9 protein-coding genes and 1 pseudogene are annotated in these 11,818 nt (G+C 72.7%); 5 read left to right on the top strand and 5 right to left on the bottom strand.

Annotation, left to right across the window (positions count from 1 at the left end):
* On the top strand, positions 1–772 hold a 772-nt coding region (locus ACWGH4_RS20835; protein WP_453462931.1), incomplete at its 5' end, for a DUF6056 family protein.
* Here the strand turns inward: ACWGH4_RS20835 and ACWGH4_RS20830 are convergent.
* The 3 genes from ACWGH4_RS20830 to ACWGH4_RS20820 all read right to left on the bottom strand — a co-directional run bounded on the left by ACWGH4_RS20830 (position 747) and on the right by ACWGH4_RS20820 (position 4,098).
* On the bottom strand, positions 747–1,724 hold the full coding sequence (locus ACWGH4_RS20830; protein WP_453462928.1) for a glycosyltransferase family 2 protein: 978 nt from the start codon (positions 1,722–1,724) through the stop codon (positions 747–749). The two genes, ACWGH4_RS20835 and ACWGH4_RS20830, sit on opposite strands and share 26 nt — an antisense overlap.
* A gap of 192 nt (positions 1,725–1,916) precedes the next feature.
* Positions 1,917–2,879: a lytic polysaccharide monooxygenase auxiliary activity family 9 protein gene (locus ACWGH4_RS20825; RefSeq protein ID WP_453462926.1), complete on the bottom strand. Its 963-nt coding sequence runs from the start codon at positions 2,877–2,879 to the stop codon at positions 1,917–1,919.
* A gap of 187 nt (positions 2,880–3,066) precedes the next feature.
* Positions 3,067–4,098 (bottom strand): endonuclease/exonuclease/phosphatase family protein, encoded by a 1,032-nt coding sequence (locus tag ACWGH4_RS20820; RefSeq protein WP_453462923.1) that lies wholly within the window; start codon positions 4,096–4,098, stop codon positions 3,067–3,069.
* A gap of 106 nt (positions 4,099–4,204) precedes the next feature.
* Between ACWGH4_RS20820 and dnaN the strand changes: the two genes are divergently transcribed.
* Complete coding sequence (dnaN, locus tag ACWGH4_RS20815; RefSeq protein WP_453462920.1) at positions 4,205–5,338, top strand: DNA polymerase III subunit beta; 1,134 nt, start codon at positions 4,205–4,207, stop codon at positions 5,336–5,338.
* 98 nt (positions 5,339–5,436) lie between these two features.
* Positions 5,437–6,180 (top strand): carbonic anhydrase, encoded by a 744-nt coding sequence (locus ACWGH4_RS20810; RefSeq protein ID WP_441262480.1) that lies wholly within the window; start codon positions 5,437–5,439, stop codon positions 6,178–6,180.
* 288 nt (positions 6,181–6,468) lie between these two features.
* Here ACWGH4_RS20810 and ACWGH4_RS20805 read toward each other — a convergent pair whose 3' ends face one another.
* The gene (locus tag ACWGH4_RS20805; RefSeq protein ID WP_453462935.1) at positions 6,469–9,015 is read right to left on the bottom strand and encodes a glycoside hydrolase family 9 protein; all 2,547 of its coding nucleotides are present in this window, start codon (positions 9,013–9,015) and stop codon (positions 6,469–6,471) included.
* 389 nt (positions 9,016–9,404) lie between these two features.
* On the bottom strand, positions 9,405–10,205 hold the full coding sequence (locus tag ACWGH4_RS20800; RefSeq protein ID WP_453462916.1) for a class I SAM-dependent methyltransferase: 801 nt from the start codon (positions 10,203–10,205) through the stop codon (positions 9,405–9,407).
* A 141-nt stretch (positions 10,206–10,346) separates the two neighbouring features.
* On the opposite strand from ACWGH4_RS20800, the gene ACWGH4_RS20795 reads away from it, so the two are divergent.
* Together ACWGH4_RS20795 and ACWGH4_RS20790 are read left to right on the top strand one after the other, a co-directional pair.
* Entirely contained in the window at positions 10,347–11,378 is a 1,032-nt protein-coding gene (locus ACWGH4_RS20795) for an SPFH domain-containing protein (RefSeq protein ID WP_453462913.1), read from the top strand.
* Positions 11,375–11,818, top strand: a pseudogene (locus ACWGH4_RS20790) (hypothetical protein); the annotation flags it as partial. The gene ACWGH4_RS20795 and the pseudogene ACWGH4_RS20790, both read left to right, overlap by 4 nt.

Raw genomic sequence — 11,818 nt, 5'->3', positions numbered from 1 at the left:
GATCTGGTCGGTGGCGGGCGCGGCCGGTGTCGTGGTCGGGACCCTGCTGCTGTTCTTCTCCCCCGGCTCCCGCAACCGCCGTGACCGCTACGGCGCCGAGAGCGCGTCGATGCTGTCCGCCGACTCGCTGCTGGGTTCGCTGCACGGCTACGCGGAGATCCTCGGGAGGGTCCTCGGCACCTGGCAGTATCTGGGCGCGGTGGCCGCCGGAATGCTGCTGGGGCTGGTGGCGCGGGGCCGGCCCGGCCGGGCCCCGGTGCTGCTGCCGCGGCCGCTGCTGCTGGTGGGGCTCGGCGCGGCGGCGTTCCTGGTCGCGGGCTGGCTGTGCACCGTCATCACCTATCCGGTCTTCGGGGAACGGGTGGTGACCACCGAACGGACGTGGAACGACTACCTGCTGCTCCTCGTGGGGCTCCTCGTCGTGGCCGGGGCCTTCCTGGGGCGCTCGCTGCGGCCGTACGTACGCGGCCGGCGGTCCGCGGTGACCGTCGCGGCCGTGGCCGCCGTGTGCGCGGCCACGGTGCTGAGCCTGGTGGGCCCGTTGGTCGATCTGGGCCGCGACATGCAGGTGCGGGCGGAGCGTTGGGACCGCCAGGACCGGTATCTGCGCGAGGGAGCGGCACGGGGCGCGAGCGAACTCCCGTACACGCCCACGCCGGTGGCGAGGATGCTGGAGCCGTTCGGCCGGCAGGGGCGCAAGGTGTGGCCCGCGCAGTGCGTCGCCGACTACTACCGACTGGACAAGGTCACTTACTCAGAGCGGCTTCCCTGACAGGCGCCCCGGGCTGCGTGGCGCCGGTCTCTTCGGTCTCCCGGACCACGTAGTGGGGCCGGCGCTTGGTCTCGTGGTAGATGCGGCCCACGTACTCCCCGATGACCCCGAGGGTGGCGAGCTGGATTCCGCCGAGTCCCACTATGGCCGCGATCAGGGTCGCGTAGCCGGGGGTGTCGACGCCGTCCAGGACGACGTTGAGGATGATCCACACCGTGTAGGCGAGCGCGGACAGGAAGAGCCACAGCCCGGTGTGGATCGCCAGACGCAGCGGTCGGGTGTTGAAGGACAGCAGACCGTCGATGCCGTAGTTGAGCAGCCGCCGGCCGCCCCACTTGGAGCTTCCGGCGGCCCGCTGCACATTGGTGTAGGCGAAGCCGACGGTGTCGAAGCCGATCCAGGAGAAGAGTCCCTTGGAGAAGCGGTTGGACTCGGGCATGCTCAGCACGGCCTCGACGGCCCTGCGGGACAGCAGCCGGAAGTCCCCTGCGCCGTCGAGGACTTCGACGTCCATGAAGCGGCGGACGAGCCGGTAGTAGCCCTGGCTGAGGACCGTCCGCAGGGTGCCTTCGCCGGTGCGGTCGCGGCGGGCGACGACCTGGTCGTAGCCGTGGCGGTGCAGTTCCAGCATGCGGGGCAGGAGGTGGGGCGGGTGCTGAAGGTCGGCGTCCATGAGTACGACGGCCTCCCCGCGGGACATGCGCAGTCCGGCGAGCATCGCGGACTCCTTGCCGAAGTTGCGGCTGAAGGAGGTGTAGCGGACGCGTGGGTCCGCTGCGGCGAGCTGCTTGAGGCGCGCTCCGGTCCCGTCGCCGCTGCCGTCGTCGACGTAGCAGATCTCGAATTCCGTGCCGGTCGGCTCGAGTGCCGCGACGAGTTCCTGATGGAACAGGTCGAGCACGTCGTCCTCGTTGAAGCACGGCACGACGACCGAAGTGTGGACCGTTGTCATGTCACTCCATGCAGCTGTGGTGCGGGCGGGCTGCGCTTCCCGGTGGGCCCGTTGCATGGAGGGAAGAGGGCCGGCGGGCCGCTGGGGTTGCTTTCATGATGGCTCCGGTGTCCGTTCGGCACCCGGAATTGGGCTGTCGGCGGGCGTGCCTTCGCCGGGCAGACGGTTTCGCGGCCGCTCGGTGACGGTTTGTCAGAGTCGGTTCCGGCGCCGCAGGACCACCGATCCGCAGACGGAGACCAGGGCGAGGGCGGCGGCTGCGGCGCCGAACAGGACCATGGGACGGTCGCCGGAGGCGCTGCCCGCGGGCGCCGGTGCGGCCTGGTCGGAGGACGGTGGTGCGGGAGAAGGAGCGCCGCCCGGCGATTCATGAGGGGCCGGTCCACCGGGCGCCTGGGACGGGGCGGACTCGGCGGGCGGTCCGGGCGTCGCGGGGCCGGAGGTCCGGCCGGCCGGGTCGTAAGGCTGTTGCGCGGGCGGGGTTCCGGGCTGCGCCGCGGCCCGACCGTCGTCCCCGGGTGTGAGGATCACGTCCGAGCACGAGTAGTACGTGTCGGGGGTGTCCGTGTTCCGCCATACCGTGTAGAGCACATGCCGTCCCGTGAGCTCCGCGGGCAGACGTCCGCTGATCCGGTACGCGCCGTCCGTGAGCGCGGGGTCGGTGGCCGTCGCGAACGGGCGGGTGCCGAGATCGGCCCACCGCAGCGGCGTGGACGGATCGTATCCCTGCCGGGTCAGGTACAGCTCGAAGGTTCCCTCGTGCGGGATGCTGGAGCGGTAGGTGAGGGTGAACGTGCCACCCGCCTTCAGCGGTGTGGCGGGCCAGTCGGTACGCGCGGTGTCCAGACCGCGGTAGGCGTCGAGGCCGGCGCTGCACAACTGCCCGTCGGGTACGGCCTCCTGGTCCCTGCCGTCGACGCCGGGCAGCCGCAGATCGTCCCAGGCACCGAGCGCGGCTCCCCCGTTGGCGGCGACGGCGGCCCGGCACGCGCCCGACGCGCGCTGCGCTCCGTCGAGTCCGCAGACGGCGGCTCTGCTGACCGGGTCGGTCGGTGTCCCGTGGGCCAGGGCGGGTCCGCCGGCGGCGAGCAGCAGTGGTACGGCGCCGGTCAGTGCGACGGTGACGGCAACAGGGGTACGGCGACGTCCGGTCATCGGCTGCTGACCTCCTCGGGCTCGACGGCTGCCGTGGAGTACGGGCGGGGCGGCGCGGGCGTTCACCGTGGGGGGCGGGCGTGCGGGCGGGCAGCGGTTACGGGCGGCAGGCCGCCCGGGCAGTCACCGTGGCGGCGGCCGACTGGCAGCGGTCTCGTGGGGAGCGCCCGGCAGCCGGGCGGGGCGGTCACAGGGTGATCGTGGCAGCGATCGGCAGGTGGTCGCTGCCGGTGGCGGGCAGCGAACGGACGCGGGTCACCGCCGCCGACCGGGCCAGGATCTGGTCGATCCTGGCGACGGGGAAGGACGCCGGCCAGCTGAACGCGAAGCCCGGGCCCGTCACCGCCACTTGTGCCAGGACCGGATCGAGACCACGGTCGTCGACCGTGCCGTTGAGGTCGCCCAGCAGGATCACACTGGCCTCCCGCTCCGCGGCGAGCGCGGCACCGAGCAGCCGGGCGCTCTCGTCGCGCGACGCCGAACTGAAGCCGTGCCGCGGTCCCAGGCGCACCGAGGGCAGATGGGCGACGTGGACGGCGACGGGACCCTGCGGGGTCACGGCCGTGGCGCGCAGCGCGCGGTTCCATCCCGGTCCGAAGCCGCGGGGCTTGATATCCACCGGCCGTACGTCCTCCAGAGGATGCGCCGACCACAGGCCGACGGTCCCCACGACCGCGTGGTACGGCAGGTGCCGCGCCAGCTCCTTCTCGTAAGCGGGCAGCGCGGCGGGCGTCACCTCCTCGAGGGCGACGAGGTCCGGGCGTACGCGCAGGAGGGCCCGTGCTGTGCCTGCCGGGTCGGTGTTCACGTCGCTGACGTTGTGCTGCACCGCCACGAGGCCGGCCTGTTCCCCCGACGAGGGCGGCAGGAGGGGCGCGAAGAGGAACGACCAGGCGGCGACGGGCAGCAGCAGGGCGACGAGCGCGGTGACGGAACGGCGCAGCAGAGCCGCGATCAGCAGCAGGGGGACGGCGAGACCCAGCCACGGGAGAAACGTCTCCAGGAGGCTGCCGATCCTGCCGACGGCGTTGGGCACGGCGCGGTGGAAGGCGACCAGGCAGGCGACGAGCACGGCTAGGGCGGCGAGGACGCGTCCCCGGCGGAAACGCGAGTGGCCGCGGTGGTCCGTACCCCAACTGCCTCTGGACGGCAGCCGGATGCCGAGCCGCTGTGCGAAGGCCCGGCGCCCCGCGGTGCGGTGCTCGTCCGCGTCGTTCATGCCGTTGCTCCGTTTCCCCGTCGGACCGACGATCTTGCCAGCTTCGCGACCGGGAGTTGTCAGTGGCTGCCGATACGGTCCCCAGCACCGAGGAAAGAGGGCTGGTATGGACTTCCGGATGGAGCGCGAGGCACTGACGGACGCGGTCGCGTGGGCGGCGCGGGTGCTGCCGGCGCGGTCCCCCGTGCCCGTGCTGGGCGGGTTGCTGCTCGAGGCACGCGCCGGCGGTCTGCTGCGGATCTCGGGGCTGGACCATGAGGCCTCGGCCCGGATCGAGGTCGAGGCCGACGTCGAGCAGCCGGGACAGGTGCTGGTCACGGGCCGCAGACTGCTGGACATCTGCCGGGTCCTGCCGGGCGGGACGGTACGGTGCGCGGTCGACGGCGGACGTTTCGCGGTGAGCGGCTCCGGCGCCCGCTTCGGCATGTCGTTGCTGCCGTGCGAGGAGCGTCCCTCTCTGCCGGCGCTGCCCGAATTCCGCGGTGCGGTGGACGCGGCGGTGTTCGCCGCCGCCGTGGCGCATGTGGCGGTGGCTGCCGGGCGCGACGATTCGCTGCCCGTGCTGACCGGCATCCGTCTGAGCGTGGACGGGGAGACGATGACGCTCGCCGCGACGGACAGGTACCGGTACGCGGTGCGCACGCTCGGCTGGAAGCCCCTGTCGCCGCAAGCGTCCGCGGATGTCGTGGTGCCTGCGCGGCGGCTCTCCGACATCGCCCGGTCGCTGGACCGGTCGGGCACGGTCCGTATGGCGCTGGACGGCGGCACGATCGGCTTCGACAACGCGGGGATGCGGCTCACCACCCGGCTCCTCGACGGCCGGCTGCCGGGGCACGACAAGCTCTTCGCCCTGCCGGACGGCGCCGTGGCGCTCACGGCCAGGGCGCCGCTGCTCGAGGCGGTGAAGCGGGTGTCGGTGGTCGCGGAGGGCGACAGCCCGCTGCAGTTGTCGTTCTCCGCGGACTCGGTCCGTCTCCACGCCGGCTACGAGGACGATGTCGCCTCCCAGCAACTGCCCGCCGCCCTGGACGGCGCCCCGGAGATGACCGTGGCGTTCAACCCGTCGTACCTCGCGGACGCCTTGTCGTCGTTCGACACGGACAGCGTGCGGTTCCGCCTGCTGGGGCCCGGTCAGCGGGCTCTGCTCAGCGGTGCGTCGGACGCCGGCACGCAGCCGGCCGACGATGCGGGACAGCACTTCCATCAGCATCTGCTGATGTCGGTGAAGTCACCGGCCTGACACCCTGTCACCGCCCCTCAGGGCATGGATTGATCAAGCGTGCGCAAAGAAAACACATGAACGAACGGGCCGGCCGCCGATGGATCTACGTTCGCTTCGTGAAGCAGACACCGGGAACGAACTCATCCGTCGGCGGAAGCCGTCGTACCCTGCTGCGCGCCGCCGTCGCGGGCGGGGCCCTGGCCTCCGGCGCCCTCGTAGTGGGAGGCACGCCGGCCTCGGCGTCCCCCGGACCGGCAACGGCCCGCCGACCACGGCCGGACACTCCCGCGCGGGCCCTGCGCGAACTGTCGGCCGGCAACCGCCGCTGGCGGACCTTCCGGCAGCAGCACCCGCACGAGACCGCTGCCGTGCGCGAGGAGCTGATATCCGGTCAGGCACCCTTCGCCGTGGTCCTCGGCTGCATCGACTCGCGGGTGCCGCCGGAACTGGTCTTCGACCAGGGCCTCGGCGACCTGATGACCGTGCGGTCCGCCGGCGAGGTGCTCGACGAGGCGGTCCTCGGCAGCGTCGCGTACGGGGTCCTGGAGCTGGACATCCCCCTGGTCGTGGTGCTCGGCCACCAGTCCTGCGGCGCGGTGACCGCGGCGGTGCACGCGGAGGAGACCGGGGAGGAACTCCCCGCTCACATCCAGTACATCGCCGACCGGATACGGCCGGCCATAGACCACTCCCAGCAGGGCGCGGCACGCGTCGACTCCACGATCACCCGCAACGTCGGGATGGTCACGCGCCTCCTCGCCCAGGAGCCCGACCTGGCGGCGAGGATCGCCACCGGGAAGCTCGCGGTCGTCGGCGCCCGCTACGAGCTGACCTCGCAGCTGGTGCACACGGTCGCCTGACGTCTCCGCCGGGCCGGGCCGGCCGAAGCGTCTCGGCCGGCCCCGCGGGTCGGGCGCCCCTCAGGCCGGAGGTACGGCTCCCCGCCGACCCACCCGCACCATCGACGGGCAGGTGGGCCGGGACGTGGCGGAGCCGGCCGGGGGCAGGAATCCGGTGCTGAACCACCTTGTGCGCAGCACCCGTGCGGCCAGGCGCTGGAAGGCTGCGCAGCGCGGCTGCTCCGGCCGGCCCGTCGTCGGGGAGGACCTGCCGCAGCCCGCGGGCAACGCTTCCCTATGACCGCGGCCCTACCTGGCCGGCGTCACCCCGCAGGGCCGGCCGTCCAGCTTGAAGACGCGTGGGTCGTTCACCTGTCCGCTCGACCTGCCGTTGAAGCCGAACCGGACGGTTCCACCGGGAGCCAGGCTGGAGTTCCAGCTCAGCGACTTGGCCACGACGTCCGGGCCGGTCTGGGAAACGGTGGCGCCCCACGGGTCGGTCACGCGCTGCGTGTCGGAGTACGTCCACGACAGCTGCCAGGGGCTGACCGTCCGGGTGCCGGTGTTCTTCACCACGACCTGGGTGGTGAAGCCGCCGTCCCAGCGGGTCGAGGTGTAGGTGACCTCGCAGGCCGGCTCGCGGTCGCCGCCGCCGAGGTCGTCCACGTAGGAAGCCACCCAGACGAGGGGGGCGTTCCAGTTGACGGTGATCTCGTTCGTCGACCACGACTCGATGTGGTCGATGTAGCACATCGCGGGCGCGCAGCCCTTCAGCTTGCTCTGCGCGACCGGGTCCTGGATGGCGTCGTTGGGGCCGCCGGCCAGCGAACCGGGTGCCGGGTTCGGCAGGGACGGGTCGAGCTGGTCGGCCCAGAAGCGGTGGTGCTGGTTGCGCGAGTCCCGCTCGCCGTACCCGGTGACGTACGACTGGTTGAGCGGATTGCGCCCGAGCAGGTAGTCCAGCCCGCGCAGCACGCCGTCGCGGTACACGACCTTGCCGGTCAGGTCGTGGGCCGTGCCCAGGACCACCATGTTGTTGGCGACCTGGCTGTTCGAGCCCCACACGTAGTGGCCGTCGGAAGGTGCGTAGGGCAGGCCGTACGCGGCCTCGGCGGAGTCGGCCGCGTACCCGTCGGCCGCCCGCGTCACCATGGACCGCACCGACTGGAGCTGATCGGCCGTCAGCTTGCTCGGCACGGTCGCCAGGTCCAGCGCTCCCAGGCCCGCGACCGAGCCCCACGACATGCCGCCGCGCGGGAAGACCATGTCGGTGTCGCCGTGCAGTGGTGAGCGCAGCACCTCCTGGCGGTAGGCGTCCTGCCCGGTGGTGAGGAACAGCTCGGCCGCCGCCCAGTAGAACTCGTCCCGCACGTCGTTGTCGGGGTACGCGCCGCCGCCCGTGCCGTCGTCGGGGTCGGCCAGGATGTCCGGGTGGGCCTTGGCCGCGTTCCACGCGGTGACCGCCGCCGTACGGCACCTGGCAGCGAAGCCGGCGTCGTACGGCGCGAAGAGGCGGGCGCACTGCGCGGCGGTGGCGGCCACGTTGAGGGTCGCCGCGGTGGTCGGCGGATGCAGCTCGCGGGGCTGCGGGTCCTGGTCGGGGCGGGTCGGCAGGCCGGTCCATGCCTTGTCGTGGAGCTTGTGGTGCGCCATCCCGGCCAGCGGCTCGCCCGCCGGCACCATCATCCGCATCAGGAAGTCCATCTCCCAGCGGGCCTCGTCGAGGATGTCGGGAGTGGCGTTGCCGTGCTCCGGCAGCCGCAGCTTGCCGTCCCCGAGCGGGGCGGCGTCGGCGTGCTCCTCGGTCAGCGTCCGCTCGAAGGTGGACATCAGCTGGGCCACGGAGATGCCGCCGTTGACGACGTACTTGCCGTGGTCACCGGCGTCGTACCAGCCGCCCTCCGCGTCCAGGCGGTAGTCGCACACACCCGGCTGGCAGGGCACGTCGTTGTCGCCCTGGTTGGGGCTCACGCCGACGTGCCCGGCGGGGCGAGCGTACTCCTCGCCGACGATGTCCGCGTCGATCTCGATGCCGCTGCGGTTGTGGTAGAAGTACGCGAGCGCGTCGGTGCGCAGCGAGTCGTAGAGGTCGTCACCGATCGCGAACGGCTCGCTCTTCTCCTCCCCGACCGTGACGGTGTAGCCGTCTCCGGCGGTGGTCACCGTGCTGAAGTCGAAGGTGTGGACGTGTCGGCGCGAGGTGGGGTCCACACCGGCCGGGGTGGTGGTGCCACTGGCGCGCCGTGTCCCGTCGGCGGCGTTGACCGTCCATGTCAGCGGCTCGGTGGCCTCGGTGACGAAGGTGCCGCTCTTGGGGCCGCTCGTGAGGTAGCCGACCTGGTTGACGCGGACGGGCGAGCCGGTGTCCGGCTCGTACGGCGGCGGTGCGGTGCCGCCGCGCAGGGACACGTCGTCGATGCAGAAGGTGAACGCCTTGTCACTGCCGCCGACTTGGAAGACAAGCTGTGCGGCATCGTGGTCGGCCGCCGCCGTGAAGGTGTGGCTGACGCGTTCGGCGTTCTCCCCCACCTGCTGTGTCGCGGCGAGCTCCGTGCTCCAGGGATCGACACTCATCTGCACATTGGTACGGATGGTGACCGGCACCGTCGACGTCGCCGAGTAGCTGAGCGTGTATCCCTCTCCGGCGGCGAGGGCGAGCCCGTTCTGTCCGATGATGGCGTCCCACGGATTGGCCGTGCCGGCGGGGACATCGGCGCACAGGCGCCCGTCCACGACGGTTCCGGGGCTGTTCTCCGTCCACCACCACGGTGCGGTGCCGCCGGCGAAGTCGCCGTTGACGATGAGTTCGGGTCCTTCGTCGCCCGGCTCTGCGGCGGTGGCGGGAGCGACGACCATGGCCCCGGCGAGCAGGCCGGCGAGGGCGGCGACGTTCAGCGCTAAGCGTCTGCGCCCGCCGGGGCGGCGGGGCGTACGGGCCGTACGGGTCGGATGGGGGGATCGGGGCTGATGATGAGACACGCCAAGGTCCTCTTGGGGAGTAGGAAGGGTGCGCGGTGGGCTGGGACACGGGAGCGCACGCGGGGTGTGGGAGCGCTCCCAATGTCGGGGGTGAGCGACGCGGCGTCAAGATGTCGTGGCTTCGATCTCGTTCAGCAGCAGCGATTGCGCACTGGATGCGGCGGCGGCATCAGGCGCTCACCCAGCGGTTCCGGCGAGAGCCCGGGCGCCCGGAGGGCCGGGAAAGGTGAATCGGAGAGCGCGGGCCGATGGAGCCTTCCGCCAGGTCAGACGTCCCGCGGTTTGCGGGCGACGACGAGACGGGCACGGGGGCTGCCGTCCGGGAGCCGGCCCAGCCCCGTCAACGGGAGGAGTTCCACGGTGAATCCGGCGCGGCCGAGGTCCCCGAGCACGGCGGAGAGCGGGAAGGTGCGGTAGTACATGACGAACCGCGGCCGCCAGAGAGCGTTGCGGATCCGCATCGCGGCGTCGAATCCGAGCAGGGTCCAGTAGAGCAGCGAGTCGGGCCCGGGCGGCGCCATGACCGGAAAGGCGAAGCAGCCTCCGGGGCGGAGCGCGGCATGCGCCTGGGCGAACAGCAGCGGGCGCTCCCTGGGCAGGAAGTGACCGAACGCGCCGAAGCTGACGGCCAGATCGAAGGCGGGCGCGAACGGCAGCGCCCGCGCGTCGGCCCGTACCCAGGAGACGGCCGGCCCGTCCCGGCCGACGCCCGGCTGGTCGGCATCCCCGGCGGACGCGGCGGACGCGGCCGGGAGGTGGTGCACGGCCGGGGCGGACCGGGAGACCGCGGCGGCGAGCATGCCCGCGCTGAAATCGACGCCCACGGCCCGCTCCCGGCACACCTGGCGGAGCACCTCCACGCCCGCACCGGTCCCGCAGCAGATGTCGAGGCCCGCTGCGAAGGGGCCGAGCGGGCGCAGGGCGCCGGCCACGGCGTCCAGCAGGCGGTCCGAGGTGCGGAACGGCGTGCGGTCGAACTTGGGGGCGAGCAGGTCGTAGCCGTGCTCGATGGAGGAGAGCGCCTGGACGGCGAGTTCGCGCAGCGTGGGGCCGTGTTCGGTGAACATCGCGGATCAGCGTAGCGCCTGGCGTGCCGTCAGGAGTCCGCGCTCCCCTCTCAGGACGACCACGACCACCGCCTTTCGTCGTATTGACGATAATCCCGGGAGGGCATATCGTCACAGGGACGAAAAGAGGGGGGTCCTGTCATGGCCGACATCACCGCACGTCTCGGCTGGCGCCACTTGCGCGCCGCACCCACCGCCCACGTCCGCCACCACAGGCGCGGACACCTCGCCCACGACGGCACGGGCCTGAGCTTCTGGTTCCGCGCGCTCACCGCCGCGCTCTCCGAAGTGCCGGTCGACGACCGGGAGCTGGCCGTGTCGTTCCACGCCCGCACCGCCGACTTCCAGGACGTCTCGGTGCAGGCCACCGTGACGTACCGGATCAACGAGCCGTCGACGGCCGCCGCCCGTCTGGACTTCTCCATCGACCCGGACACCGGGGCGTGGCGCGCCGCACCGCTGGAGCAGATCGCCACCCTGCTCACGGAGACCGCGCAGCAGCACGCGCTCGACGTTCTCGCGCGCACCCCGCTGTCGTCGGCGCTCGCCGACGGAGTCGCGTCCGTACGCGGGCGCATCACGGAGGGGCTGGCCGCCGAGCCCCGGCTGCCTGCGACGGGTATCGAGGTGGTGGCCGTGCGGGTCGTGGCGATCCGGCCGGAGCCGGAGGTCGAGCGCGCCCTGCGGACCCCGGCACGCGAGCAGATCCAGCAGGAGGCGGACCGCGCGACGTACGAACGCCGGGCGGTCGCCGTGGAGCGTGAGCGCGCCATCGCGGAGAACGAACTCGCCAGCAAGATCGAACTGGCCCGTCGCGAGGAGCAGTTGGTCGAGCAGAACGGCACCAACGCACGACGCCAGGCCGAGGAGAGCGCGGCGGCCGACGCGGTGCGGGCGGAGGCGGAGGCGAAGCGGAAGGTGCGCCTCGCCCGGGCGGAGGCCGAGGCCGCGGAGGCGGTCGGCGCGGCGCGGGCCGGGGCCCAGGCGGCCTGGCTGCGGGTGCACGGCGACGTGGATCCCGCCACCCTGCACGCCCTGGCGGTCACCCGGCTCGCCGAGAACCTGCCGCGGATCGACAGCGTCACCCTGTCCCCCGACGTTCTCACCGGCCTGCTCGCCCGGCTCGGCGGACAGCAGCAGCAGGGCGGGGCCGGCGGCGGAGGCGGCTCGTGAGTCTGGCCCCGCGGGCCGTCCTGGTGCACCGGACCACCGAGTACGAGGAGTTGCTCGCGCGGCACGGGACCCATGGCCAGGCCGACTTCTTCCTCGCGTCGCGGGGCCGGAGCATCCGCGACGTGGCCCGGCGGCACCATCGGGCACAACAGGCGCTGGCGGCGGTGGCGGCCGCCGTTCCGCTCCAGTGGCGGCAGACCAGGGTGGAGCGCGGCGACCTCGACCGGTTCCTGTTCGCACCCGAGGACGTGGTGGTCGTGGTGGGACAGGACGGACTGGTGGCCAACACCGCCAAGTACCTGTCGGGCCAGCCCGTGGTAGGGATCGACACGGAACCCGGCCGCAATCCGGGGGTCCTGGTGCGCCATCGCGTCGAGGACGCCCGGCGGCTGCTCCGCTCGGCCGTGCTGCCCGGGCGCGCGGCGGCCGAGCTGAGCATG

Source organism: Streptomyces sp. NPDC054847 (assembly GCF_053610925.1).
This window is presented reverse-complemented; position numbering and strand designations above follow the sequence as displayed.

Coding starts and splice junctions, on each gene's coding strand:
- ACWGH4_RS20830 (WP_453462928.1), bottom strand. CDS start 1,724: ATGACAACGGTCCACACTTCGGTCGTCGTGCCGTGCTTCAACGAGGAC.
- ACWGH4_RS20825 (WP_453462926.1), bottom strand. CDS start 2,879: ATGACCGGACGTCGCCGTACCCCTGTTGCCGTCACCGTCGCACTGACC.
- ACWGH4_RS20820 (WP_453462923.1), bottom strand. CDS start 4,098: ATGAACGACGCGGACGAGCACCGCACCGCGGGGCGCCGGGCCTTCGCA.
- dnaN (WP_453462920.1), top strand. CDS start 4,205: ATGGACTTCCGGATGGAGCGCGAGGCACTGACGGACGCGGTCGCGTGG.
- ACWGH4_RS20805 (WP_453462935.1), bottom strand. CDS start 9,015: ATGGTCGTCGCTCCCGCCACCGCCGCAGAGCCGGGCGACGAAGGACCC.
- ACWGH4_RS20800 (WP_453462916.1), bottom strand. CDS start 10,205: ATGTTCACCGAACACGGCCCCACGCTGCGCGAACTCGCCGTCCAGGCG.
- ACWGH4_RS20795 (WP_453462913.1), top strand. CDS start 10,347: ATGGCCGACATCACCGCACGTCTCGGCTGGCGCCACTTGCGCGCCGCA.